Origin of the sequence: Alkalispirochaeta americana, assembly GCF_900156105.1 — a bacterium.
Lineage (GTDB): Bacteria > Spirochaetota > Spirochaetia > DSM-27196 > Alkalispirochaetaceae > Alkalispirochaeta > Alkalispirochaeta americana.
The window spans coordinates 179,490-205,449 of the sequence record NZ_FTMS01000004.1 but is presented as its reverse complement, the minus strand read 5'-3'; the positions used below and the strand labels follow the sequence as shown (position 1 = coordinate 205,449).

Sequence of the window (25,960 nt, the reverse complement as noted above, 5' to 3'; positions counted from 1 at the left end):
TGTCCCGTCTGCAAGAACCCTGTCCCCGCCGAGGGATATGTAATTGCCCGGATGTTCAGCCGCCACGACAGGAAGCATCTGCGCGTTCTGGGATGCACGGCCTGCCGGAAAGATCCTGTCCGGGGATACGCTCCCTGATACTCCGGGCTGGCTCTGCCCGGGCTGGCCTGATACCCGGCGAGTAGGATAGGATTGCCCCATGGAAGAGACACTCTTTGACAGAATCATAGCAAGGGAGCTCCCGGCTGATATCGTTTTCGAGAACGATCAGGTGGTGGCCTTCAGGGACATCAATCCCCAGGCACCGGTTCACGTTCTGGTGGTGCCCCGCACCCGCATGCAGAGCATCGCCGAGGCCTCGAAACACTCTCCCGAGGTTCTGGGGGCCTTTGTCCAGGGTATCGCCGAAACGGCACAGACCCTGGGGCTCGAAGAGAACGGGTACCGGGTGGTCTTCAATACCGGGAAAGATGCCCTTCAGACGGTGCCCTACATCCACGCCCATATTCTGGGAGGACGCCGCCTCGCCTGGCCCCCGGGGTGAACCCACGAGGCTCCCGAGGGCTCTTTCCCGATTTTTTCCCGGTGGCCAGGAGCCTCTTCATAGGCTATGCTTGTACCTATGGATGCCTTACTCGTAGTGGATGTGCAGAACGATTTTCTTCCCGGCGGTGCCCTGGCTGTTCCCCGGGGAGATCGGGTGATACCGGTAATCAACCGTATCATGCCGCACTTTTCCCTGGTGATCGCCACCCAGGACTGGCACCCGGCCGATCACGGGAGCTTTGCCTCGAATCACTCCGGCCGGTCTCCCGGAGAGGTAATCCAGCTGGAAGGCCTCCAGCAGATTCTCTGGCCCGATCACTGTGTCCAGAACACCCCCGGCGCTTCCTTTGCCTCGGGCCTCGATGTGGCAGGGTTCCATGGGGTGGTCCGCAAGGGATCTGACCCCCGGGTGGACAGCTATTCCGGGTTTTTTGATAACGGGGGCACCCGTGCCACGGGTCTGGAACGAATCCTGCGGGACCGGGCAGTCACGAGGGTTATCGTCTGCGGCCTGGCCCAGGACTACTGCGTGAAGTTCACTGCGCTGGACGCCCTCCGCCTGGGCTTCGAGACGGTGGTGGTCGAAGACGGAACGCTCCCCGTGGAGGTTTCTCCCGGGGACGGAGACCGGGCCTTGCAGGAGGTTCTTGACGCAGGGGGAACACTGGTAGAACACGGAGTCTGGTGAACCCGCTGGAAACCGGAGCCCTCCTCGTAGTAGAGTCGCGCCATGGAACAGATGAAGCGCACCCATACTTGCGGCGCCCTCGGGGTAGCCGATACCGGAAAAACCGTTCGGCTCAATGGCTGGGTCCACCGGACCCGCGATCACGGAGGCGTTCACTTTTTGAACCTCCGCGATCGCTATGGCATTACCCAGGTTGTTATCAACGAGGATGCCCCCGAAGCGTTGCGCACCCTTGCTGCCTCCCTTCGCATGGAATATTGCATTGCCCTGGAAGGGGTCGTCCTGGAACGGCCCGAGGCGATGAAAAACCCCTCCATGATCACGGGGGAGATCGAGGTTTCGGCATCCCGGATCGAGATTCTCAATACCAGTGAACCGGTACCCTTTACCATCGACGAACGCTCCGACGCCCGTGACGATGTGCGGCTCACCTATCGCTACCTGGATTTGCGCTCCTTCTCGATGCAGCGGAAGATCGCCCTGCGCCACACCGTGATGCAGACTGTCCGGGAGTACCTGACCTCCCTCGATTTTATCGAGATCGAGACGCCCACCATGATCAAATCCACTCCCGAGGGAGCCCGGGATTTCCTGATTCCCTCGCGGCTCCATCCGGGAGAGTTCTACGCCATGCCCCAGAGTCCGCAACTCTATAAGCAGATTCTCATGGCCAGCGGGTTCGACCGCTACTTTCAGATCGCCCACTGCTTTCGCGATGAAGACGCCCGGGGCGACCGCCAGCTGGAACATTCCCAGATCGATCTGGAAATGAGCTTTGTGGGAAAGGACGAGGTCTTCGCCGTTATCGAGGGCATGATGGCCCGGGTATTCCAGAGGGGGCTGGGAACGGATCTGGAAACCCCCTTCCCCCGGATCAGCTACGACGAGGCGATGAACCGCTACGGCTCGGACAAGCCGGACCTTCGCTTTGACCTGGAAATTCAGGATTTTGCTGCCTTTGTGGCAGGAAGCGGTTTTGGTGTCTTCGAGAATGCTCTTGCCGCCGGTGGGGCGGTCAAGGCCCTGGTTGTGCCCGGTCAGGCAGGGTTCAGCCGCAAGCAGATCACCGATCTGGAGGATATCGCCAAAACCTACGGAGCCAGGGGTCTTGCCTGGACCAAGGTTGCCCGGGGAGATTCCGGTTCGATCACCTTTGAGGGGGGAATCGCCAAGTTCTTTGCCTCCCGGGCAGAGGAGATCGCCTCCGCTCTGGGTGCCCGGGAGGGCGATCTCCTGCTTTTCATGGCGGACCAGTGGAAAGTGGCCGTCACCGCCCTGGGAGCGGTCCGGTCCCGCCTGGGACACACCCTCAACCTGATAGACCGGGGAACCTTCCGCTTTGCCTGGATCGTGGACTTTCCCCTCTTCGAGTACGATCAGAACGAAGAGCGCTGGACTGCGGCCCACCACCTTTTTTCCATGCCCCAGGCGCAGTACCTGGAAACTCTCGAAAGCGACCCCGGCTCGGTCAAGGGAGACCTCTACGATCTGGTCTGCAACGGCTTCGAGCTTGCTTCGGGATCGATCCGTATCCACGATCCGGCCCTGCAGCAGCGAATTTTCCAGATCGTCGGGTTCGATCCCGACGAGGCCCAGCGTCGGTTCGGGTTTCTTCTGGAGGCCTTCCGGTACGGTGCGCCTCCTCACGGAGGAATCGCCCCGGGACTCGACAGACTGGTGATGATCATGGCCGGGGAAGAATCGATCCGGGAGGTGATCGCCTTTCCGAAAACCGCCACGGGGGTCTCTCCCATGGATAACTGCCCCAGCCCTGTGGACGAGAAACAGCTGGCCGAGCTGGGGCTCCTGCTGGCTCCCCGGAAAGACCAGGAGGCCTGACAATTCTCCTGGAAGAACGGCTCCTGACCTGGCACGCCCTGCTCCAGGACGTGCCCTACCTCCGGGGAATACCCCTGGAGGCCCTGGCCTTTCTGATACCCTTCGCCGCCTGGTTGCTCTACGACGTATTCTCGCGGCTTTCCCCGTACCTGGCCCGCCCCGATTCCCGCCAGGGAGTACGAATCTTTCTGGCCCAGACAAGACTGCCGGTCCAGCTTATCCTGGCAACGTTGCTCCTCTCCTGGGGGGCGCCGGGCCTTGCGGGGTCCCGCCTTCCATCGTTGATCGTCGTGGCTGCCTCGGGAATGCTGCTCCACCGTGCCACGGGGACGCTCTTTATTTTTCTCCGTCGCCAGTTCGATCTCTCCAACCCCGACAATCTCCGGGCCCGGCGGGCCACAACGCAAATTATTGTCCTGGAACGAATCGCCCTGATTTCAGTGGCGGTCCTGACAATCGCGGTCCTTCTCATGACGATCCCCGGGATTCAGCGTTTCGGAACCTCCCTGCTCGCTTCTGCGGGAGTGGCCGGTCTGGTGATCGGCCTGGCGGCACAGCAATCGATCGCGAATGTTCTGGCGGGGATACAAATCGCCATCACCCAGCCCCTGCGAATCGACGACGCCGTGGTGATCGACGGAGAATGGGGATGGGTCGAGGAGATTACCCTGACCTACGTGGTCATTCGCATCTGGGACCGGCGGCGGCTGGTTGTCCCCATCAGCTATCTGCTGCAAAAGCCCTTCCAGAACTGGACCCGCACCACCTCTTCGGTAATTGGGGCAGTCACAATCCACGCCGACTACTCTGTGGACGTGGAGGCTCTGCGAAAAGAGCAGTCCATGATTCTTGCGAAACACCCGCTGTGGGACGGAGAAGTTGATGTGGTTCAGATGATGGAGGCCTCGGACCGCACTGTGGTTATCCGCTCGCTCATGAGCGCCGCCAACTCTCCCAAAGCCTGGGATCTGCGTTGCGACCTGCGGGAACGGCTCATCCGGTGGCTTGGCGAGACCCAGTCCGGGGCGCTCCCCCGTCAGCGCATGCGCATTCAGGGGGAGGTTACCCGGCGAAAGGGGCCTTCCTAGGAGGGTTGTTCCAGCCTTCGGGCTCTCCGGGTTCTGCGCATCCAGCTTCGCAGGGGGCCTGCCGGGGCCACCACCGCAGCCATCACAAAGAGGCAGAACCCGACCAGGACGATCGTCCCGCCCGATGCAACGTTCAGGACAAACGAGAGATAGAGCCCGGTTGCCGCCGAGGTCATCCCCACAGCGACAGAGATAGCTATCATCGACGGCAGGTGCCGGGTCAGGAGCGATGCCGTGGCTCCCGGAACAATCAGCATGGCCACCACCAGGATCACCCCCACCGTCTCCAGACTCGTCACGATAGTAAGCGTGAGAAGAAGCATCAGCCCGTAGTGGATCGCCTTGGTGGACATTCCTATCGCGCTGGCATGGACCGCATCAAAGGCGTAAAGGACAAACTCCTTGTAAAAAAAGAACACCAGCACCAGGGCAATGATCCCCGCCGTAAAGGTGGTGACCAGCATGGGCATATCCACACCCAGGACGTTCCCAAAGAGTACGTGCATCAGATGCGTCGAGGTGGCAACCCGGGAGATGATCACCACGCCCAGGGCAAAGGCAGCGGTAAACATGATTCCCATGGCTGAATCTTCCTTGACCGAGGTGTTTCGCTGAACAAATCCTATTCCCAGGGAAGTGAGAGCACCACTGAGAAAGGCTCCCACGATCACGGGAATTCCCGCCAGATAGGCCAGGGCAACTCCGGGAAGCACGGCGTGGCTGATGGCATCGCCCAGAAGGGCCCAGCGCTTGAGCACGACAAAGCAGGACAGAACACCGCAGACCGCCCCCACCACCAGGGACGTCATGAGCGCCCGCTGCATGAAGAGGTAGGAGAACGGATCGGACACCACCGATGGAAGGAAGCCGATCAGGACCATCAGGATCGCCGTCAATAACTCGATAACCGCCACGATTGCGTTGTAGAAGAGGATCATCGCTTCACCCCCTGGCGGTGATAACAACGCTCCAGGGACTCGCTGCTGAGCATCTCCCGGGGCGCTCCCACTCCCATGACTCCATGGTTTATCAAAACCACCAGCTCGGCCTGTTCCCGTGCCGTGGGAAGATCGTGGGTAACCATGATGACAGTCTTGCCCTCACCGCAGGCCCGGCGCAGAACTTTCAGAATCAGCTCCTCCGAAGCACGGTCGACCCCTGCCAGGGGTTCGTCCAGCAAGAGCACCCGGGGATGCTGCGCCAGCGTCCGGGCAAGAAAGACCCGCTTTTTCTGCCCCCCCGAGAGAGCCCCGATGGGTCTGCGGGCAAACTCTTCCATACCCACCGCTTCCAGTGCCTGCCGGACAGCCTGGTGATGGGAGGATCCCAGAAAACGGGGCGGCAGGAACCGGCGCAATCCCGCTTCGTGTCGGGCATGACCGTACCGCCCACCCAGAACGACGTCGTAGACCGAGAGGGGAAAATCCCAATCGATATCCGCTTCCTGGGGGATATAGCCCACCAGGTTTTCTCTCCGGGCCTGGGCCAGGGTCGTGCCGCAGATTTCGATGGATCCCCGGTTGCTCCGTTTTACTCCCGTCAGCAACTTCAGGAGCGTCGATTTTCCCGCACCGTTGGGACCAACCAGCGCGATAAACTTCTGCGAGGGCAGGTCCAGATCAACCCCCTCCAGGGCGGACACGCCGCTGTAGTCAGCACCGACCCCGCGAAGAGAGATCGAGAGGGGGCAATGGTCCTCCCCCCTGAGGGAGGAGGCTGCGGCGACGGTTTCACTGGTGTTTGAACAGGTCTGTCTCATCGCCGTAAGGGTACTCATTTTTCCAGCTCCTGGAGAAGAAGGTTTGCATTGGCCCGCATCATGGCTGCGTAGGAGGTTACACCCGATTCGCCGGTACCCAGGGAATCCACGTAGAGGGGCCCGGCCACGGCGGCGCCGGTCTCGTCGGCAACACTGCGAACGTAGCGATCGCTAATGGTGCTCTCGTAGAAAACGGTGCCGATTTCGTCCCGCCTGATGATATCGATTATTCGGGCCAGTTGCTGGGGCGTTCCCTCCTCTTCGGAATTGCTTCCCCAGATACCATCGTGATCCAGCGAGAAGGCCCGGGCAAAGTAAAGGAACGCCGCCTCGCTACTCACGAGATTCCGCCGCTCCGGGGGTATGGGTGCGAGCTTTTCCGATATCTCCCGGTAGAGGTCATTCATTGACTGGATCGCTTCAGCTGCCCGGGCGGTGTAATTCGAGGCGTTCTCCCCATCGAGCGCGATCAGCTGGTCCCGAATTACCTCCAGATAGCGAACTGCGATACGGGGATCCATCCAGAGGTGCGGATCGGCATCACCCGCCAGATCGCCCAACATGACAGGGATCGTTTCAACCCCGGTCTCTTCTGCCACGGCCACGCGGGGCACCGAGGCGGGAAGTATCCGCTGGGCCTGGGGAAGCCAGGTCTCGATCTGGTAGCCGTTGTAGAGGAAGAGATGCGCTTCCTCGAGGTCGGCAAAGTTCCGGGGAGTCAACTCCCACTCGTGGAGCTCGGCACCTGCGGGAACGATCGTCTTCACCTGCACATCCTCTCCGGCTACGGAGCGGACAAGATCCTCCAGGACGGTAAAGCTTGCCACAACCAGGGGGCGGTCCGGCACGGTCCGTTCAGAACGGCCCCCGGCCGCGACAGTGCCTGCGGCAAAGATCATTGCAAGACCCATCGCAAGAAGAAAGGAGCGTTTCAGGGACTGCCGGTGGGACTGCCGGTGGCAGTAGTCCCGGCAAACAAGATTTCGAAACTCACGGTCGATCATGGGGCATCTCCTCTTTCCTAATAGCTAGTAATCAAAATCAGGATTTTGATTAGTCAAATATACGGGGCCGTCCGGGAGATGTCAACACCCCTGGTAGGAGCTGGTGATTAATCCAGGGGTGTTTTAAGGGTTGATCCCTGGCCTTATCCCGGGGTCCGATAGCGTTAGATCTGCCTTTCGGGGTATTCTCCCGATCTATGGCCCAAAGTACAAATGCCCCGAACCAGATGCACCACTCATCGTCCCTGAGTCTTTTCTTCTCGGGAGCCGCTTCGGCGCTTCCCATCGCCACAGGCTATATTCCCGTGGCGATCACCTTCGGTATTCTGGTCGTCAACAGCGGGCTTTCCTTTCTGGATGCGGTGCTGGCTTCGGCGCTGGCCTTTGCCGGAGCGGCCCAGTTTATGGCTGTGGGAATGTACGCGGGAGCGATCTCTGCAGCGGGAGTCCCCCTGGGGGGACTTTCCCTGGCAGCGGGCATCCAGATCGTTTTTGCCGGGTGGCTTCTGAATCTGCGCCATCTTCTGATGAGTTCCGTGGTGGCTCCCAACGTGGCAGGTTCCCCCTCTCTTCCCCGGCGCAGCCTCCTGGCCTTCGGCCTTACCGACGAGGTTTTCGGGGTGGCCACCTGGCGAATCGCCCGGGATGGTCCGGTCAGCTCGGCCTTTCTTCTGGGGCTGGAGCTGGCGGCCTATTCCGCCTGGGTGGGAGGGACTGCTCTGGGAGCGTCTCTGGGCGAAATCCTTGCGCCTTCCCTGCGGGCGGCCATGGGACTTGCTCTCTACGCGCTCTTTGCGGCTCTCCTGGCGGGGCAGTTTCGCGCCCGCCGCCGCCGACCAGGGCCTGTCGCCGTGGCAGCCCTCTGCGGAGCAACGATGAATGTTTTTTTACGAGGCCCCCTGGCGCTTGGTCCCGGCTCGGCCTTTCCCATCGCCATGACCGTGGGTGCCCTGGCGGGGTGGGCCGTCACGCTCATGGCGGAGCCCGTCTCGCTGAAGGAGGAATCTTCGCCATGACAAACATAACGCTTCCCTGGATTCTTGTGTGCCTTGGCATATTTCTGGGTACCTACCTGGGCCGGGCTTTGCCCTTCTGGTTCTCCCGGATGGAATCGCTTCCGGAGGGAGTGAAGCGTTTCCTCGAGGTGGTTCCTGCGGCCGCGCTTGGGGCTCTTTTGTTTCCCGATTCCTTTCTGGGAAGTCCCGCCGTGATCGCCGCCGCCGTGGTTTCCCTGGCGTTCCTGCTGACCCTGCGGGGTGTGGGGCTCACCCTGGTGGTGCTGCTCACAATCAGCCTTGCCTGGGGGGGCTTTGCCCTCCTGCCGGGGTGAAACGGCCGGGCAGAAACGGCCCACAAAAGGGCGTTGCTTGACACCCGGGGCCCTCCGGGGTACACCCTAGGGAAATGAGTCAATCCAGTTCTCCTCCCCGCTCATTGCTGGGAATGTCTCCGGAAGATCTGCGGGAGGCCGTGTCCGCCCTGGGACACCAACCCTACCGGGCAGATCAAATATGCCAGTGGATCTATCGCCAGGGCGCCCGGTCGCTGGAAGAGATGAAGAACCTCCCCGGAACACTCCGCCAGGCCCTTGCGGAAACCCTTCCCCTGGACGTGGTTCCTCCGGCCCGGGTTCTCCAGTCTGCCGACGGAACAAAAAAATACCTTTTCCCCGTTGCGGGCGGTGCCGTGGAGGCAGCTCTCATTCCTGATGGAGAGCGCTCTACTCTCTGCCTTTCCACCCAGGTGGGGTGCCGCCGGGCCTGTTCCTTCTGCCAGACGGGACGCCAGGGATTTCAGGGAAATCTCACCGTTTCGGAAATACTGAACCAGTATCACTCGATCCCCGAACGGAGCCAGATCACCAATATCGTGTTCATGGGGATGGGAGAACCTCTGGATAACAGCGACGCCACCTTCCAGGCTCTGGACCGGTTCACAGACCCCCAGGGGTACGGCCTGTCGGCACGGAGAATCACCCTCTCCACCGTGGGGATTCACCCCCAACTGGAGGAGTTTTTTGCCCGATCCCCGGTGGAACTCGCCATAAGCCTCCACAATCCCTTTCCCCGGGAGCGTCAGAAAATCATGCCGGTAGAACGCGATAACCCCATCGAAGAGACGCTCCGCCTGATCCGTCGAGACCGCCAGGATCGAACCAGAAGAATTTCCTTCGAATATACGCTCCTGGAGGGTTTCAACGACACCCCGGCCCACGTGGAGGGCCTCGCCAAACTGCTGAACGGACTCAGGCTCCGGATCAACCTTATCCCCTACCACACCATCGAGGGATCTCCCCTGCGGCCGACATCTGCCGAAGGAATAGAGAAGTTTTCCCGGGAACTTCAAAACAAGGGAATGGCAACCTTCGTCCGCCGCTCCCGAGGCGAAGATATTAACGCTGCCTGCGGGCTTCTGTGGACGAAGACTCCTTTGGAAGAGACTCCTCAGAGAGTGTGCGGGGACGGGAATCAAGAGGGTTGAGTGCCTGGGGAGCCTCGCGGCCCGCTCCCAACTCCTGAAGTTTCCGGGCCGTGGGAAGAACGCGCCGCTCGAAAGAGCCCGCGCTCTCGTTGAAGCGTTCCACCGCCTGGTGAAGGGCCCCGCCGAGACGGTTCATATGGCTGGCAAAGGGCTGGAGCCGCTCCAGAAGCTCTCGTCCTCCGGCGGCGATCTCCCGGGCGTTCCGGGAGAGATCTACCTGCATCCAGCCGTAGGCGATCACCTGCAACAGCGCCAGAAAGCTGGCAGGGGCAGAAATAATAACCTTATTGGCAAGAGCATATTCCAGGATCTCGGGGTCTGTCGTGAAGGCCGCCGTGAGACCGCTTTCATAGGGAACAACCATCACCACGAACTCGGGGGTCCGTTCAAACTGGCTCCAGTAGGCTTTCTGGGAGAGCGCCTGGATGTGACCCCTCAGGGCCTGGGCGTGACGGCGCAGGGCCTGGGAGGCAAGCTCCGGCGTGGCCGCTTCCTGGGAATCCAGGTAGGCGCTCATGGGAGCCTTGGCGTCAACGGGAAGAACTCCTTCCGAGGGCATACGGATAATCATATCCGGACGGCCCCGGAACGTCCCGGATCGGTCCCCCGGGGTTTTTCGAATCCCCTCGCTGCCCCCGGTCTGCTCCTGGAAATCCACATGATCTACCATGCCCGCCATTTCTACCAGCCGCCGAAGCTGGATCTCGCCCCACTTGCCGCGAACCTGGGGAGCCCGCAAGGCCTGGTCCAGGGAGGTCGTGGCCTGGTGTAGCGAACGGTATTGCTCCCCGATCGTCCGGACCTGCTCGGTGAGTCCCTGATAAGCTCCCTGACGCCGCTCTTCCAGGGTGCGTACCTGGTGATCAAGTTTCTTCAGCTCCTCCGCCAGGGGGCTCACCACCCCCCGAAGCTCCTGAGTCCGGGCGCCCCAATCGCTTTTCAGAAGCTGGGAGAACTGGGTCAGCTGAACCTTGCTTTGCTCCAGAAGCGAGGTGGTGCTTTCACGGAGGGTTCGTCCTGCCAGGGATTCAAAGGTCTCCCTCAGGGAGGTCTCGGCCCGGGCAAGCCACTGGAGACGTTCCTGATCGGCTGCCTGGCGGGTCTCGAGCTCCGAAACCCGGAGGGCCAGCGCTTCCTTGCGAAGCCGTTCCTGGTTTCGCTCCTCCAGGAGTTCTTCCTTTCGGCGCCGCAGCTGCTCTAGTTCTGCCCGTATCGCCGCCCCGCGGGCAACTGCGAGAGCATGGACCAGCACAGCCGTTACCACCGAACCGACGAGAGCGCCGAAAACGGGCAGGACTATCTCTTCCCCTATCATGTCACGATCCTGCCCGCCGGGCAGGGCCGTGTCAACAGCGAGGGCCTGCTACAGCAACCTACTGCTCCTGGACTGGCTGCGCCTCGAAACCGAGCGGTTTCAGCACGGCGTTCACCGCGGCCAGATCGGGAGCGGTATCTCCGCGATACTCCAGAACGAGCCGTTTTTCAGGCGCCGAGGCCCGGGCTTTCTTTACCCCCGCAACTCCCCGGACTGCACCGGTAATCTTTGCTTCACAGTGCCCGCAATTCATGGCCGGAACCCGGTATTCCACCGAACCCCGGGATAATCCGAATAATCCCATTGGTGTCCTCCTGGGGATCAAGGCTAACGCTCCCGCCCCGCCCGGTCAAGTACCCTTGGGGGGTACCCTATAAAACCCTTCGAAGAAGAGATTCGAAGCGACTTGCCTATCTCCGGGAGGGGGTGCACAATAGGGGTATGATACGACGATCATCGCTTTTCGGCGGTCCCGGCCTGGTGGGACACCTCGGTCTGGCCCTGGCCCTACTCCTCTTCCAGGGAGGCATCGTTTCCCTGGCCGCCCTTCCCCTCAGGTCAGTAACGCTTCTTACCAGCGGCGTGGGAGAGTTCGTTCACCGGGGAACGGTCTCGGGTTCGGGAACGATCACCTTTACTGTTGCCCGGGAAGAGATGAGCGATTTTCTGCGCTCCCTCACCCTGATTGACCACGACGGCGGAACCCTGGATCTGGCAGAATACCCCACGGGAAGCGACCAGGAGCTTCAGGACGTTCACCGCCTGGCTGATCTGTTGCGCCAGCTCCGGGGCACACCCCTGGAGGTCGTCTTGCGCCGGGACGAGCCCGGTGAAGCTGCACCCGCTCCGGTAGAGGGCCTCCTGATCGGCTCCCACATGACCGATTCCAATGACGGAACGATCCTGATTGCCCGGGACCGGACCTTCCGGGAGATACCCCTCTCCCGGGTGGAGCTCCTTCGATGTACCGACCCGGCCATGCAGGAATCGCTTGATGCGGCTCTAGCCGCGCTTACCCGGACCGCCCTGGAAAAAGACCTCCGGGAGGTCTCTCTGAACTACTCAGGCCGGGGCCGACGAACTCTGGAGATCCGCTATCTCCGGGAGATGCCCCTCTGGAACACAACGTACCGGATCGTCCTGGACCCGGGGAACCGTCGGGGACTCCTGCAAGGGTGGGCCCACATTGATAACACCACCGACCTGGACTGGGATGAGGTGGAACTGACCCTCACTGCAGCCAACCCCAGGACCTACCGATTTGATCTCTACCGGCCCCGCTATATCAACCGGCCTCTCTTTGGAGCCCCCGACGAACCCTTGCTCTCCCGGACGGCCCGGAGCGCCGACCGCCTGGCCTTCGCAGCAGCGCCGCCGGAGATGTCCCGGGAAGAGTTGCTCACGGGGATGACCTTTACCCTGCCTGGCCCGGTGACGATTCCCCGGGGACGTTCCATGATGGTTCCAATTGTGAACACCAGGGTGGCGGCAGAGCCAATCCGCCAGGTTTCGCCTGATCAGAACCATCGACGTCCCGAGGCAGCCGTGCGCTTCACCAACGAGAGCAGTGACCTCCTTCCTCCGGGCCCTCTTACGGTCTACGAGGGCCAGCGCTATGTGGGAGACGGCGCGATTCCGCTTCTGCCTGCCCGGGGAGAGGCGATCGTGACCTACGCCCTGGACCCCCACCTGGAAGTTCTTTCCAGGTCCGGCAGCCCGGAAGAAGAACTGTCCACCCTCAGCCTGGCCGAGGGTATCCTGATCGCCGAGCGGCGGGCACGACTGCGCACCACCTACGAGGTTCGTTCCCTGGGTGTGGATGCAGGCGGTCCCGACACGCCTATCGTGGTTTCTCACCGACGGAGAAAGGGCTGGGAGGTGATCGCTCCCGCCGACCATACCCTTCAGGGGGAGGTTGCCCTGGTGCCCCTGCGGGGTAGCTCCGTCACGGTGGTGGAGGAACAGATACGGGAACAGCGGTACGCCCTGACGGACCTTGATCAGGAGATGCTGGGCTACTTCAGCAGCAACCGCCTCATCGACCCTACGGTGCGCCGAACCCTCCAGAATATCTCCTCTTTGCGAAGCTCCCTGGAGGAACACCGCCGAACCCGGCAGGTCCAGGAAGCACGCCGGGAGGAGATCTTCGCTGACCAGCAGCGCATCAGCACCAACATGGCCCAACTGGAGCGAAACACCTCCCTCTACCGGGAGTATACCCGGTCCCTGACGCATCAGGAGGAAGAACTCCGGCGGCTCCGGGATACCCTTCAGGAGGCCCGCCAGGGAGAGGCTCGTGCCCGGGACGCCTTGCGTGATTACCTCCAGACCCTGGGTGCAGACCTTTGATACCGGCCAGGCGGGTTGGTCTGCCAGGAGCCAGGCGGGTTGATCTGTCGGGGGCCAGACAGATTGGTCTGTCGGGGGCCAGGCGGGTTGACCACGCCGAGGGTCCGGGAAAAACTTGACAAAGTTACCTTGTTTTATGATCTTACCGGTATGAGTGATATAACATTTTCTGTAACGGCCACAGCGGCCTCTCCTACGCGGACCGATGTGGAGGCACGTAATTTCTCGCTTGTTCTGGACGAACCCCCCTCGCTGGGAGGGACCGATTCAGGCCCCAACCCGGTGGAGTACGAACTTGCCTCCCTGGCGGGATGCCTGAACGTAACGGGCCACGTCGTTGCCCGGGAGATGGGCATAACCATCGAGAGCCTCACCATGACGCTTTCGGGAGCGCTGAATCCGGCCAGGTTTATGGGCCAGAGCGACGCCGACCGGGCCGGCTTCAAGGGGATCACCGTGGACATGAAGGTCTCTTCCAGCGCCGATGCAGCGACCCTGGAGAAGTGGCGAGACACCGTAGAATCCCGCTGTCCCGTGAGCGACAACCTGGTCAACGGCACAACCGTGGCGATCCGGGTCGCTCCGTAACCGAAGCCCCGCCGGCCTTTGCTCCGCCAGGGAGCTGCCCGGGGCCTGATCCGGCCTGAGCTCCAGCTGACCTGACCGGTCCTGCGCCGAGCCGGGTCGGAACGAGGGCTCTCATAGTCTGTCACCGCCGCGATCCCTCCGGAGATCGCGGCACATCCATCACAGTTTTTTCCTCCCCCCGTGGCATCCCGGGAACAAATGAACTACCCTTAAAGTATGAGCAGAACAAGCGGTGAACATCGGTTCACGGGCGATCTCGCCCAAGAGTACGAGTTAATCACCCTGGCGTACCCCGATTTTGAGGCCTTCCAGCATCAGATGATCGAGGGTATCGATTTCAGCTCCGCCGGGACAGATCGGGATGTGCCCTTCCATCTCCTGGAGATCGGCACCGGCGACGGCTTTACCACCACCCGCCTGGTTCAGGCGATGCTGGAGGCCCCCGGGGCAGGGCTGATCACCAGCATCGACAACGATCCGAACCAGCTCCACAAGGCCCAGGAACACCTGCGGGAGGCAACCAAAGGCGGCCATGTCCACCTCCGGGAGTCCGACGCCCTGGCGTATCTCCAGGATTCTCCCGACGAGAGCTTCGACGTGGTGGCCACGGCCTTCACCCTGCACAACCTGGAGGCGGGCTACCGAAGGGAGGTGGAACGCCAGATCTTCCGGATTTTGCGCCCGGGGGGGCTCTTCACCAACGCTGACAAATACGCCCCACGGGGACAGGAACAGTTCGACGCTCTGGCATACCAGATAGAACGCTTCTTCCAGGCGTTCGTACCCCGGGGGAAGCTGGAGATTCTTCAAAAATGGGTCTTGCACAACATCTCGGATCAGTCACCACGGTACGCCATGTTTGCCGACGAGACCGTCTCCCACCTTGAAGCGATTGGCTTCAAGGGTGTCGAGATCAGCCACCGCTCCCATATGCAGGCGGTCTTGCGCGCACGCGTCCCCTGAAACACCGGAACCGCTCTCTGCTCTCCACGGGACCGGTTCCGGCCCAAAGCCGGGGACCATTATGACAAGGCGGGTCATCCGGCCCGCCTCCCCAATTGATCACACCTCTCTCGCTTTCGCTTGAAAGTTATGGTATCTTCAAATAAAGGCCCAATGGGAGATCTCTCCCCGAAGAAACAGCCCTGGAAGGAGTCCTTGCCCTGATGAACCCGAAAAAAATTGGAATTGCCCTGGCCGGGTACGGCATGATTGGTCGGCTTCACGCCATGAACTACCGCCAGATTCCCTTCATCTACCCCGGAATCCTGCCGGAGCTTGAGTTGCGTAGTGTCTGCACCTCCCGGGAGTCTTCAGCCCGGGCAGCCCGGGCCGAGGCAGGATTCATCACAGCAACGACGGAGATCGAAAAACTCCTGGAAGACCCCCTGGTGGAGGTGGTGGATATCTCCCTGCCCAATAATCTGCATCTTCCCGTTGCCCGGGCAGCCCTGGCAGCGGGAAAGCACGTCTACTGCGAGAAACCCCTGGCAGGAACCCTGGAAGACGCCCTGGCGATCCAGACTGCCGCAGACACGGGTCCGGGTACATTCGGAATGGTCTTTCAGTACCGCTTTATCCCGGCGGTTCAACGGGCAAAGGAAATTCTTCAGCAGGGAAAACTGGGAAGAATCTTCAGTTTCCGCGCGGAATACCTTCATAGCGGCTACCAGGACCCCCAACGGCCCCTGACCTGGAGGATGAAACGCGAGAGCGGCGGCTCCGGTGCTCTGGGAGACCTGGGGTCCCACGTGATCGATCTGATGCGGTATCTTCTGGGAGACTTCGAAAGCCTCCAGGCGCACCTGGAACGGTTTATCCCCCGCCGACCCCTCACCCGGGGCGGAACCGATCTGGGCGAGGTCACCGTGGACGACGCAGCCTGGCTCCGGGTACGGCTGGCCAGCGGAGCCCTGGGCACGATCGAGGCCTCCCGCTTTGCCACGGGAACGCTGGACGATCTGCGGTTCTGGATCTACGGCGAGGGAGGAGCCCTTCATTTTGACCTGATGAACCCCAATTACCTGGCCTGGTTTGACGAGAGCAACCCTGGCGGTGACCACGGCGGCCAGCGGGGCTGGCAGAGGCTCCAGACCGTTCAGCACTACCCGGGAGCCCTCACCCCGCCCGCCCGATCCCCCCTGGGCTGGGACCGAGCCCACACGGAAAACCAGGTGGCCTTTCTCTCGGCCGTGACATCGGGCAAGGAACCATCACCGGGCATTCGGGACGGTCTGGAGGTGCAAATCGTTCTCGACGGAGCGGAACGGTCATCCGCCGCCGGGGGAACTACGGTAGTCCTGGACCGGAACCACCTCGGCCAGGAACCGGATTCCGGGAGGAACCCATGAACACCCCTCCCCGGGAGTTTCACAATCTGGCCATGACCGACCGGATCCGCCGTCTCAAGGAAGCCACCCGCCAGGAAGAGCGCCTGTTCTCGATTGATCAGGCCCTGATCATCACCGAGAGCTACCGGGACCACCGGGGTGAACCCCGGGTACTTCAACGCGCCCACGCCCTGGCCCGGGCTCTCCGGGAGATGCCCCTCAGGGTGGACCCGGACGAAATGATCGTGGGAAACAGGACTCCCCGGATTCGGGCCGGTGTGGTCTCTCCCGAAGCGGGAATCTCCTGGATCGAACAGGAACTGACCACCCTGGAGAGCCGCCCTCAGGATCCCTTCACGGTCCGGCCCGACGATGCCCGGCGCTTTACCGAAGAGATCCTTCCCTTCTGGCAAGGCAGAACCTTGGAAGATGCCGTGAAGGAGCGGCTTGGCCAGCCCATGGAAGCAATCAGGAGGGTGGTAAAAATCAACCAGACCGACCACGCCCAGGGCCATATCTGTCCCGATGTTCCGCGCTGGCTCTCTCTGGGGCCTCGGGGGATTCATCAGGAGGCAAGCCAACGGCTCCAGGACGCCCCGGAAGAGGAGAAGCCTTTCCTCCAAGCGGTGATGGTGGTCATGGAGGGAGCCGTCGATTGTATCACTCGCTACGGCCAGCTCGCCGACGGGACGCCTCCGGGGAGGGTCTGCTCGGCCCTCGCCCGGAGAACTCCCCGGAGCTACCACGAGGCGCTTCAGTCGGTGTGGTTTCTCTTTGTGATTCTCCAGATGGAATCGAACGCCTCCTCCTTTTCCCCGGGACGGATGGATCAGTATCTGCTGCCCTTCCTTGAGCAGGATCTGCATCAGGAAACACTCACCGTTCCCCAGGCCCTGGAGCTCACCGAGGCTCTCTGGATAAAGTTCAACCAGATCGTGTACATGCGAAACGCCAGCTCGGCCGAATATTTTGCAGGATTTCCCATCGGGTTTAACGTGGCGATCGGCGGAATGAAGCGCGATGGTTCCGATGGGACCAATATCCTCTCCTGGATATTTCTCAAGGCCCAGGAGCACCTGGGGCTCCCCCAGCCCAATCTGAGCGCTCGCCTCTGGCGGGGATCGCCCCGGGAGTTTATCGACCAGTGTGCCCGCGTTATCGGCCTGGGAAGCGGAATGCCCCAGATCGTCAACGACGAGAGTATTATCCCCGCGCTGGAGTCTCTGGGAATCAGCCAGAGCGATGCCCGGGATTACGCCGTGGTGGGGTGCGTGGAACTCTCGCCCTCGGGGAACACCCTGGGCTGGAGCGACGCCGCCATGTTCAATCTGGTGAAAGCTCTGGAACTTGCCCTGAACGACGGGGTATGCCTTCTCACGGGAGAGCGCCTTGGCCCGGCCACAGGAACCCTGGAAGATTACCCCTCCTTTGAGGCGCTTCAGGAGGGGTTCCGCCGCCAGATCGACTACTTCATGGACCGGATGATTCCCCTTTGCGATGCCGTAGACCGGATGCACGCCGAATTCCTGCCCTCACCCTTTCTCTCGGCCCTGGTGGACTCCTGCCTGGATACGGGAAAAGATGTCACCGCCGGAGGGGCCCGCTACAACCTTTCGGGTATCCAGGCGATCCAGGTGGCCAACGTGGCCGACAGCCTGGCCGCCCTGAAACACCTGGTCTATGATACCCAGCAGGTCCCGGCCGCAGGAGTGCTGAGGGCGCTCCGGGAAGACTTCTCCGGGGCCGAAGAGCTTCGAAAGAACCTGATCTCCCGGGCTCCCAAGTACGGAAACGACCAGGAGTGGGTGGATCGTCTGGGAGCCAGCTGGGTGGAATACTTTGCCGACCGTCTGAAGAACTTCACCAATGCCCGGGGTGGAGCCTACCAGATGGGTCTGTACACCGTCTCGGCCCACGTTCCCATGGGAAAAAACGTGGGGGCCACACCCGACGGACGCCATGCCCGGGAGCCCCTGGCCGACGGCGGGGTATCGGCCATGTACGGCCGGGACACCGCCGGACCCACAGCGCTGTTGCGCTCCCTGGGACGACTGCCCTTCTCCAAAGCGGGAAACGGCGCCCTGCTGAACATAAAATTTCTGCCCCGGACCTTCACCAACCCCGAAGAACGGGAAAAGTTTGTGGCCCTCCTCTACGCCATGGTCCTTCTGGGCATCCACCATCTGCAATGCAACGTGGTGGACGAGAAGACCCTCCGCGAGGCCCAGGCCCGGCCCGACGAACACGAGAACCTCACGATCCGCGTTGCCGGCTACACCGCCTACTTTGTGGAACTGGCGCCGGATCTCCAGGAAGAGATTATTAAACGAACAACCTACGGAGAGACTCCCCTATGAACGTACCAGCACCGAACCCGGCACGGAACGGGAAGAGGCCGCACCAGGGAGAAACCGGAGCGATCACTGGCCGTGTTTTCGACATCAAGCGCTTTGCCCTGCACGATGGCCCGGGCATACGGACCACGGCCTTTCTCAAGGGGTGTCCCCTGGCGTGCCGGTGGTGCCAGAACCCCGAGGGAATACCCCGGACGCCACTCCTCTTCTACCACCGTGAACAGTGTATCCGGTGCCGCCGGTGCATCGCGGTCTGCCCCGAGGGAGCGCTCTCGGCCCGGGAGGATCAGCCCGATGGAGCCAACCCTGATTTCATCACGATAGATCGTTCCCTCTGCCGGGGCTGCGGTCTGTGCATTGAGGCCTGCCCCACCCGGGCTCTCACCTGGGACAGCAGCCTTTATACTGTGGAGGAGCTCTTTCAGGAGTTGCAAAAGGACCGGGTCTTCTTTGATACCTCCGGGGGGGGCATCACCCTCTCGGGGGGAGAACCCCTGGCACAACCCGAGTTTGTCCAGGCCCTGCTGGAACGATGCCTCGCCGAGGGGCTCCACACGGCTCTGGAAACGACACTCCAGACGAGCCGGGCCGTGCTGGAAAGGGTCTTGCCCCTGACAAAGCTCTTCCTGGCGGATCTCAAGCTGGCCGATTCAGAGGAGCACCGCCGGTTCACGGGGGTGGAAAATCAGCAGATTCTTGATAACGCCCGGTTTCTGGCAGACCGGAAGGCACCAATCCTCTTCCGGCTCCCCCTCATTCCCAAAACAACCACATCTCATGATAATATCAGCGGGATCGCCCGATTCGTAAAATCCCTTCCGGGGAACTACTCTCTCGAGCTGATCAACTTTAACCCCCTGGCGTCAGGCAAATACCGGATGCTGGGACAGCCCTACCCCTACGCGGACTACACAGCCCCTCTGCCGGAAACGGAGGTGGAGGCTCTGGCCGCGCTGGTGAGGGCCCAAGGAGTACCACTTGGCTGATAGCACCATCAAGAGAACCCAGGGGGCAGACAAGCCCGTCGCAGCAGTAGATATCGGGGCCACAAAAACGGTGGTGGCCCGCTTCGAGAACGATCAGGTCCATCAGATCGCCCGGTTTCCCACACCCCGGGATCCCCGGGAACTGGTTGAGCAGATTACCGCGACCCTTCAAACGGCCTCCCTCACGGGAACCGCCATCGATCGTGTGGGCGTGGGCGCACCGGGTCCCCTCGATTCCAGAGCGGGCCGTTTTCTGAAACTTCCCAACCTCCCCGAGTGGGAAAATTTCCCCGTTGTAACCGCCCTGGAAGAGCAATTGGAGGCTCCAGTACGGCTTGAGAATGACGCTACAGCCGGTGCCCTGGGAGAAGCCCTCTACGGAAAGGGGAAATCCTACCGGTCCATGTTCTATATCACCCTCAGTACCGGAGTTGGTGCGGGGCTGATCATAGACGGGAAGATTTTTTCCGGGTACCGGGGGCTTGCAGGCGAGGTTCACGCCATAGATCCGGGAACGTTCTTCGGCAGGGAAAGGGGAGAAACGATCATCGAACGGGCCTCCGGCCCCGGTATGGTGCGCTCTGCCCGACGGCTTCTCCAGGAGGGTATGGCCTCGTCGCTTCGGGAAGAATCACTGGATACCTACACGCTCTTTGCCGCCCTGGACCAGGGAGATCCCCTGGCACGACAGGTGGCGCAATCGGCCCGGGACGCCGTGGCGGGGCTCCTGGTGAGCGTCCTTACCATCGTCGCCCCCGAGGTGATCGTCATCGGCGGGGGGCTCTGCACCGAGAGTCGCTGGCTGGTAGACCCCATCCGTGAACGGGTTCGGGAGGCGCTCTCCATACCGGAACTCCGGGAAATTCCCCTGGAGCGGGCAGAGCTCTGGGACACGGCGGTGCTTTTTGGAGCAGCCCACCTCTGAGGTCTGCCGGTGTTCCCGGGGCATCCCCGGGAAGACCGGCCTCATTCAGGAACCGTTCAGAATCTGCATGACCCGTTCCACCGCCTCGTCCACCGAGAGGCGGTGCGTGTCCACCACAAGCTCACACTCCTCGGGAGGCTCGTAGGGGGCATCCACGCCGGTGAACCCGGGGATCTCCCCGGCCCGGGCCCGTCGATAGAGCCCCTTGGGATCGCGGCGTTCCGCCTCGGCGACGGGGGCATCCACGTGGACCTCCCAGAAGGCACCCTCAGGAAAGAGGCTCCGCACGAAGGACCGCTCGTCCCGGTAGGGAGAAATAAACGTGCAGAGAACGATAGTCCCCGCATCGTAGAAGAGCCGCGCCACGTGACCAACACGACGAATATTTTCCCGCCTGTCTGCCCGGGTGAAGCCCAGATCGCCGTTCAGGCCGTGGCGCACGTTATCGCCGTCCAGCCGAACCACCTGAAGCCCCTGGTCAAAGAGGCGTTTCTCCACCTCCTTGGCGATGGTGCTCTTCCCGGCCCCGGAGAGGCCCGTAAACCAGATACACCGGGGATCATGACCGTTCCGGCGAATCCTGTCCTGGGGTCCCACCAGGCCAGGATCCCAGAGGATATCCGTGGACTGACGGGGTTCCAGCTGATGTTTTCGCTCCTCCCGCTTGAGCTCCTCGATGGTGCTTCGCGAGGAGTAACGGATCATGCCCGCCCCGACGGTTCGAAAATCATTGGGATCGATCAGGATGAACCCGCCAGTACTGCGGTTCCGTTCGTAGGGATCAAAGAAAAGTTCCGAAGCTGTCGTGATTTTGACCCGGCCAATCTCATTGAGAGCCAGCGTTTCGGAGTCGTTTCGATGCAGACTGTTCACGTCGAGCTGATAGAGTACGTCGTCCACCATCGCCTGGGTTCGTCGCGTGGTGTGCTGGATGATATAGGGAGTTCCCACTTCCAGAGAGGATCGCTCGTCCATCCAGGCCAGGGTTGCCTCGAACTCCTGGGCCACCTCGGGGATGTTGCGGCGACGCACAATCATATCACCCCGACTGATGTCGATCTCGTCCTCCAGGGTGATGATCACCGACTCTCCCTCGGCTGCCTCGGTCAGCTCCCGCTCATAGAACTGTATACTCTTTACCCGGGAATGGTGCATGCTGGGCAGAACCACCACTTCCTCGCCCAGGGCGATCGTCCCCGAGACAACCTGTCCCGAAAAACCCCGAAAATCCTGATGCGGACGGACCACGTACTGCACGGGAAAGCGGAAATCAACCAGGTTCCGGTCGCTGCTGATCGTGACGGTCTCGAGAAACTCCAGCAAGGGAGCCCCCTTGTACCAGGGGGTCTTCTCGCTGCGGTTCACCACGTTATCGCCCACCAGGGCCGATACGGGAATGAAGGTGATATCCCGAAGCTGCAACTTCTGGACAAACTCCTGGTACTCCGCAACGATCTCCTGAAAACGCTCCCGGGAATAATCCACCAGATCCATCTTGTTCACGCAGACCACAATATGGGGGATTCCCAGCAGACTGGCGATAATACCGTGGCGGCGGCTCTGGGTAAGCACTCCGTGGCGTGCGTCGATCAGGATGATCGCCAGATCTGCCGTGGAGGCACCGGTCACCATGTTCCGGGTATACTGCTCGTGGCCGGGCGTATCGGCGATGATAAACTTGCGCTGTGCCGTGGAAAAATAGCGGTACGCCACATCGATGGTGATTCCCTGCTCCCGCTCCGCCCGGAGCCCATCGGTGAGAAGAGCCAGATTCACCTCTTCCTCGCCCCGAAGCTTGCTGGAATGTTCCAGCTGCTCCATCTGATCCTGAAAAATCTGCTTGGAGTCGTAGAGAATTCGTCCGATCAGCGTACTCTTCCCGTCGTCGACACTCCCGGCCGTGGTAAATCGCAGAAGGTCCCGCTCTTTTACAATTCCTGTGCTGCTGCTCATCAGAAATACCCCTGTTTCTTTCGGTCTTCCATGGCTGCCTCGCTGCGGCGGTCGTCGGCACGGCCGCCCCTCTCGGTTACCCGGGTTGCGGCGATCTCGTTGACGATATCATCCAGTGTATTGGCCCTGCTCTCGGTCGCTCCCGTGCAGGTCATGTCGCCGATCGTGCGAAACCGGACCCAGGCGGTTTCTGCCTCTTCGCCCTCAACGGGCTGGTTGTAGTCACCCACGGCGAGGATAACTCCGTCCCGACGGATAATCTCTCGCTGATGCGTAAAATAGAGGGTCGGCAGATCGATCTTTTCGCGCTGGATATACTGCCACACATCCAGCTCTGTCCAGTTGCTTATGGGAAAAGCCCGCAGGTGTTCTCCGGGTCGCTTCATTCCGTTATAGAGATTCCACAGCTCGGGGCGCTGATTTTTGGGATCCCACTGACCAAACCGATCGCGGAAACTGAAAAACCGCTCTTTGGCTCGCGCTTTTTCCTCGTCCCTTCGAGCGCCCCCCAGGGCGCAATCAAACTTGAACTCATTCAGGGCATCCAGCAGGGTTACCGTTTGCAGGCCATTTCTGCTGGGGTTGGGCCCCTCTTCTTCTTTTGCCCGCCCCTGGCGGATCGAATCCTCCACAGATCGGACAATGATCCGGGCATCAATCTGGGTCATCCACCAGTCGCGGTAGCGCAGAGTCTCCTGAAAGTTGTGGCCCGTATCGATATGCATCAGGGGAAAGGGTATCTTCCCGGGAAAAAAGGCCTTTCGGGCGAGCCAGGACATGACGATGGAATCCTTTCCTCCGGAAAAGAGCATCACCGGCCGCTCAAACTGGGCAGCTACCTCGCGTATAACGTAGATCGCTTCGGATTCGAGAATGTCCAGCGTGTTCCGCTGGTAGGTGTTGGAAGCCATAGTTTATTCCTTTCTCTCCTGTCCCTGACCGGCCCCGCCGCGCCGGGCGGATCCGGACCTGAGGCTTCTCACGAGAAACCAGGGATTCAGAAGATCTTCCTTGTTATAGCGTAGCGGTCCCGCAGGACCGCCCCCTTCCCATCGCAGGACCTCGCACCCGGCAGCCCGGGCCAGGGCATCTCCGGCAGCGGTGTCCCACTCCATGGTGGGAGCAAACCGGGGATACTCGTCGGCTGATCCCTCCGCCACCCGGCATATTTTCAGGGAACTTCCCGATGAAACAAGCTCCAGGAGGGGGTGCTCCCGGCGGCGCTCCGCGATGAACGCCGCAGTCTCGTCACTCATGTGGGAGCGGCTGGCCACAATCCGGTAGGGACGGCCCCGGCCAGCCCCGTCCTCGGGAAGGGTGCTGCTCCGGGAGAGAAACCCCTCCAGATCGCCCCCCCAGGAATCGGTTGATCCGCGCCAGGCGCCTTCCCCGGGCACCCCCAGGTAGGCCACCTCCAGGGCAGGAGCAACCACAACTCCCAGCACGGGAAGAGCCTCCCCCGTCCCGGACCGGTGAAAAAGGGCTATGTTCACGGTGAACTCGTCGTTCTTCTTGATGAACTCTTTGGTCCCGTCCAGAGGGTCCACCACCCAAAACCGGGTCCAGCGGGATCGTTCCTGATAGGGCTGATGCTTTCCCTCTTCGCTCAGGATGGGAATGGCCGGGTCGGCCTCTCCCAGACGCCGGACAATAACCCCATGGGCACGCGTATCAGCCTCGGTGAGAGGTGATGCGTCGTCCTTTTCCGTGACGGAAAAGTTCCGGCCGTAGACCTCCATGATTTCCTTCCCCGCTTCCAGAGCTGCCCCCAGGGCCGCTTCCCGAAGAGGTCGTTCCAGTACCATCTATCGCATCTCCTTGAACGTTTCTATTCGCCTCTTTGCATTCTGCAGCGCAGCCGCACCAGGCACGCGTCTTACACTCCGTACCACAGGACGATCGCCGTGATACCCGTTGCTGCCGTGAGAATACTCAAGGGTATCCCCACCCGCAGAAAATCCAGAAACCGATAGCTTCCCGGTCCCTGAACGATCAAATTGGTTTGATACCCGATGGGAGTGGCAAAACTCGCGCTGGCTCCCATGGCAACGGCGACCATAAAGGGCACTGGGGATATTCCCGTATACCGGGCAGCCTCAAAGGCTATGGGAACCACCAGCGCTGCCGCAGCATTATTGGTAATCAACTCCGTAAAGAGACAGGTCATCAGGTACACCGCCGCCACGGCTCCCACTGTACCAAAGGGGGCAAAAAGATTCACCATCCCGCGACTGATCATTTCGGCGGTTCCACTGTTTATCAAGGCCTGACTCACACCAAAGGCAGCAGCGATCGTGATCAGGACATCCCACCGGATCGCCTCCCGGGCTTCCTCGGGGGAGATAACCTTTCCTGCCACCAGAACCAGGGCCGCGCCGGCAGCCGCGTAAAACATATCTATTCTGTTGCCTCCCAGCTCCGGAAGAAATCCTCCAAAAGCGGAAAGAAGGATCATGGTTGTCACCGTGGCCAGGGCAAAGACACCTTTTCTGGTCGCCGGAGGGGTGATCTTCTCTACCGGGCTAACCAGAAAGAAATCCCGGGAAAACCGGTAGCGTCGCACAAATCCTCCCCGGGCAAGTAACACCAGGGTATCCCCGGGATGGAGCGTTACATCCCCCAGGCGGGTATTCACTCGTTCACCTTTCCTGCTCACCGCCACCACGGCGGCATCGTAGCGGCTTCGAAAATTGGCATCCCGGACAGAGCGGCCCAGAACAGGAGAGGTGCTGGACACAACGACCTCCACCAGGTGACGCCGAATCGCCCGGGTGTCAACCGCCAGCGTCTCCTGATCCACCGGCAACAACCCCCGGCGCGTCATCAAATCGGAGACACCGTCGGTTCTTCCTGCAAAAAAGAGCCGGTCTCCCGGAGCAAGACGCCGATCGGGGGTGATTGGGGCCAGGTAGGTCCCGTCCCGTTCAATACTTGTGAGGTACACCCCCTGGAGACTTCGAAGCTGGGCCTGTTCGATGGTCTTTCCGATCAGGGGAGACTCGGCCGGGACAATCATCTCGATAAAATATTCCCGGGGATCCTCATCCAGCTCGGAGAGCACATCCTGTCGATTGGGCAAGAGACGCTGCCCCAGGAAGAACAGATAGAGATACCCCACCACCGCGATGGGAAGGCCCGCCCGGGCTACTTCAAAAAAACCCAGCCCCTCAAGACCATTCTGAAGCATCAGTCCGTGCACTACCAGGTTTGTGCTGGTCCCGATAAGCGTGCAGATCCCCCCGAAGATAGACGCGTAGGAGAGAGGAATCAGGAACTTGCTGACCGGGAGACGCTTCGCCGTAGCCCAGTTCTTTATGGTGGGAGCAAAAATCGTCACAATGGGAGTATTGTTCAAAAAGGCCGAAAGAAATGTCACAGGAGCCATCATCTTTACCATGAGCACCGGCAGGGAAGCCTGGCCTTTTTCCCGGGTGAGGGACGAACCTTCCCGAGAAGCTCGCTCCCCCGAAAGAAACCAGTGGGCAATCGCCTGAAAGATTCCGGTATTCTCCACGGCGCGGCTGACGATGAACAGAAGTCCCACCGTGGCCATTCCCTTGTTGGAAAACCCCGCCAGGGCCTCCCGGGGTGCAAGAACCCCTGTAAACAGAAGAAGAATCAGCGCCGCACCGAAGACCATGTCAGCCCCCGCCACATCGAAGGCAAGGAACAGAAAGATCAATACCAGTATCGCCAGAGTGATGTACACAAAGTCGCTCCTTTTTCAGCTCTCGTCAGGTCAGGTCTTTCGGCGA

General features: G+C 61.1%; 23 protein-coding genes. 14 read left to right on the top strand and 9 right to left on the bottom strand.

Annotation, left to right across the window (positions count from 1 at the left end):
* The first annotated feature begins 199 nt into the window (after positions 1 to 199).
* The 4 genes from BW950_RS04750 to BW950_RS04735 all read left to right on the top strand — a co-directional run bounded on the left by BW950_RS04750 (position 200) and on the right by BW950_RS04735 (position 4,161).
* Complete coding sequence (locus BW950_RS04750; RefSeq protein ID WP_076488137.1) at positions 200 to 544, top strand: histidine triad nucleotide-binding protein; 345 nt, start codon at positions 200 to 202, stop codon at positions 542 to 544.
* A 78-nt stretch (positions 545 to 622) separates the two neighbouring features.
* Positions 623 to 1,234, top strand: coding sequence for a bifunctional nicotinamidase/pyrazinamidase (gene pncA, locus BW950_RS04745; protein ID WP_076488136.1), 612 nt, complete (start codon positions 623 to 625; stop codon positions 1,232 to 1,234).
* A 42-nt stretch (positions 1,235 to 1,276) separates the two neighbouring features.
* A complete protein-coding gene (aspS, locus tag BW950_RS04740) occupies positions 1,277 to 3,073 on the top strand; it encodes an aspartate--tRNA ligase (protein WP_076488135.1) in 1,797 nt (598 codons plus the stop codon).
* Positions 3,074 to 3,123: 50 nt separating this feature from the next.
* Positions 3,124 to 4,161, top strand: coding sequence for a mechanosensitive ion channel family protein (locus tag BW950_RS04735; protein ID WP_234969022.1), 1,038 nt, complete (start codon positions 3,124 to 3,126; stop codon positions 4,159 to 4,161).
* Here BW950_RS04735 and BW950_RS04730 read toward each other — a convergent pair.
* From BW950_RS04730 to BW950_RS04720, 3 genes are read right to left on the bottom strand one after another with little or no spacing between them, the layout of a single operon-like run.
* The gene (locus tag BW950_RS04730) at positions 4,158 to 5,099 is read right to left on the bottom strand and encodes a metal ABC transporter permease (protein ID WP_076488134.1); all 942 of its coding nucleotides are present in this window, start codon (positions 5,097 to 5,099) and stop codon (positions 4,158 to 4,160) included. The genes BW950_RS04735 and BW950_RS04730 overlap by 4 nt on opposite strands.
* Positions 5,096 to 5,938, bottom strand: a complete 843-nt coding sequence (locus BW950_RS04725; protein ID WP_076488133.1) for a metal ABC transporter ATP-binding protein — start codon at positions 5,936 to 5,938, stop codon at positions 5,096 to 5,098. Before BW950_RS04725 ends, BW950_RS04730 begins: the two co-directional genes overlap by 4 nt.
* On the bottom strand, positions 5,935 to 6,924 hold the full coding sequence (locus BW950_RS04720) for a metal ABC transporter solute-binding protein, Zn/Mn family (protein ID WP_083943725.1): 990 nt from the start codon (positions 6,922 to 6,924) through the stop codon (positions 5,935 to 5,937). The genes BW950_RS04725 and BW950_RS04720 overlap by 4 nt, the downstream gene beginning before the upstream one ends.
* 197 nt (positions 6,925 to 7,121) lie before the next feature.
* Here BW950_RS04720 and BW950_RS04715 point away from each other — a divergent pair, with 197 nt between their 5' ends.
* The 3 genes from BW950_RS04715 to rlmN all read left to right on the top strand — a co-directional run bounded on the left by BW950_RS04715 (position 7,122) and on the right by rlmN (position 9,405).
* Entirely contained in the window at positions 7,122 to 7,940 is an 819-nt protein-coding gene (locus tag BW950_RS04715; protein WP_083943724.1) for an AzlC family ABC transporter permease, read from the top strand.
* Positions 7,937 to 8,254: an AzlD domain-containing protein gene (locus BW950_RS04710; protein WP_076488131.1), complete on the top strand. Its 318-nt coding sequence runs from the start codon at positions 7,937 to 7,939 to the stop codon at positions 8,252 to 8,254. The genes BW950_RS04715 and BW950_RS04710 overlap by 4 nt, the downstream gene beginning before the upstream one ends.
* Before the next feature lie 74 nt (positions 8,255 to 8,328).
* Complete coding sequence (gene rlmN, locus BW950_RS04705) at positions 8,329 to 9,405, top strand: dual-specificity RNA methyltransferase RlmN (protein ID WP_076488130.1); 1,077 nt, start codon at positions 8,329 to 8,331, stop codon at positions 9,403 to 9,405.
* On the opposite strand, the gene BW950_RS04700 is transcribed toward rlmN, so the two are convergent.
* Positions 9,317 to 10,720 (bottom strand): DNA recombination protein RmuC, encoded by a 1,404-nt coding sequence (locus tag BW950_RS04700; RefSeq protein ID WP_076488129.1) that lies wholly within the window; start codon positions 10,718 to 10,720, stop codon positions 9,317 to 9,319. The two genes, rlmN and BW950_RS04700, sit on opposite strands and share 89 nt — an antisense overlap.
* A 58-nt stretch (positions 10,721 to 10,778) precedes the next feature.
* Complete coding sequence (locus BW950_RS04695) at positions 10,779 to 11,024, bottom strand: heavy-metal-associated domain-containing protein (protein ID WP_076488128.1); 246 nt, start codon at positions 11,022 to 11,024, stop codon at positions 10,779 to 10,781.
* A gap of 137 nt (positions 11,025 to 11,161) precedes the next feature.
* Here BW950_RS04695 and BW950_RS04690 point away from each other — a divergent pair, with 137 nt between their 5' ends.
* The 7 genes from BW950_RS04690 to BW950_RS04660 all read left to right on the top strand — a co-directional run bounded on the left by BW950_RS04690 (position 11,162) and on the right by BW950_RS04660 (position 20,252).
* Positions 11,162 to 13,069, top strand: coding sequence for a DUF4139 domain-containing protein (locus BW950_RS04690; protein ID WP_076488127.1), 1,908 nt, complete (start codon positions 11,162 to 11,164; stop codon positions 13,067 to 13,069).
* Between the two features lie 150 nt (positions 13,070 to 13,219).
* Positions 13,220 to 13,657, top strand: a complete 438-nt coding sequence (locus BW950_RS04685) for an OsmC family protein (RefSeq protein WP_076488154.1) — start codon at positions 13,220 to 13,222, stop codon at positions 13,655 to 13,657.
* 216 nt (positions 13,658 to 13,873) lie between these two features.
* Entirely contained in the window at positions 13,874 to 14,620 is a 747-nt protein-coding gene (locus tag BW950_RS04680; RefSeq protein ID WP_076488126.1) for a class I SAM-dependent methyltransferase, read from the top strand.
* 203 nt (positions 14,621 to 14,823) lie between these two features.
* The gene (locus BW950_RS04675) at positions 14,824 to 16,008 is read left to right on the top strand and encodes a Gfo/Idh/MocA family protein (protein WP_076488125.1); all 1,185 of its coding nucleotides are present in this window, start codon (positions 14,824 to 14,826) and stop codon (positions 16,006 to 16,008) included.
* On the top strand, positions 16,005 to 18,344 hold the full coding sequence (locus BW950_RS04670; protein ID WP_083943723.1) for a glycyl radical protein: 2,340 nt from the start codon (positions 16,005 to 16,007) through the stop codon (positions 18,342 to 18,344). The genes BW950_RS04675 and BW950_RS04670 overlap by 4 nt, the downstream gene beginning before the upstream one ends.
* Positions 18,341 to 19,327, top strand: a complete 987-nt coding sequence (locus tag BW950_RS04665; protein WP_083943722.1) for a glycyl-radical enzyme activating protein — start codon at positions 18,341 to 18,343, stop codon at positions 19,325 to 19,327. Before BW950_RS04670 ends, BW950_RS04665 begins: the two co-directional genes overlap by 4 nt.
* Positions 19,320 to 20,252: an ROK family protein gene (locus BW950_RS04660; protein WP_076488124.1), complete on the top strand. Its 933-nt coding sequence runs from the start codon at positions 19,320 to 19,322 to the stop codon at positions 20,250 to 20,252. The genes BW950_RS04665 and BW950_RS04660 overlap by 8 nt, the downstream gene beginning before the upstream one ends.
* 45 nt (positions 20,253 to 20,297) lie before the next feature.
* Here BW950_RS04660 and cysN read toward each other — a convergent pair whose 3' ends face one another.
* The 4 genes from cysN to BW950_RS04640 all read right to left on the bottom strand — a co-directional run bounded on the left by cysN (position 20,298) and on the right by BW950_RS04640 (position 25,914).
* Complete coding sequence (gene cysN / locus BW950_RS04655; RefSeq protein WP_076488123.1) at positions 20,298 to 22,205, bottom strand: sulfate adenylyltransferase subunit CysN; 1,908 nt, start codon at positions 22,203 to 22,205, stop codon at positions 20,298 to 20,300.
* A complete protein-coding gene (gene cysD / locus BW950_RS04650) occupies positions 22,205 to 23,116 on the bottom strand; it encodes a sulfate adenylyltransferase subunit CysD (protein WP_076488122.1) in 912 nt (303 codons plus the stop codon). Before cysD ends, cysN begins: the two co-directional genes overlap by 1 nt.
* Positions 23,117 to 23,119: 3 nt before the next feature.
* Positions 23,120 to 24,010, bottom strand: coding sequence for a 3'(2'),5'-bisphosphate nucleotidase CysQ (gene cysQ / locus BW950_RS04645; RefSeq protein ID WP_076488121.1), 891 nt, complete (start codon positions 24,008 to 24,010; stop codon positions 23,120 to 23,122).
* 71 nt (positions 24,011 to 24,081) lie between these two features.
* Positions 24,082 to 25,914, bottom strand: a complete 1,833-nt coding sequence (locus BW950_RS04640) for an SLC13 family permease (protein WP_076488120.1) — start codon at positions 25,912 to 25,914, stop codon at positions 24,082 to 24,084.
* Positions 25,915 to 25,960 lie beyond the last annotated feature (46 nt).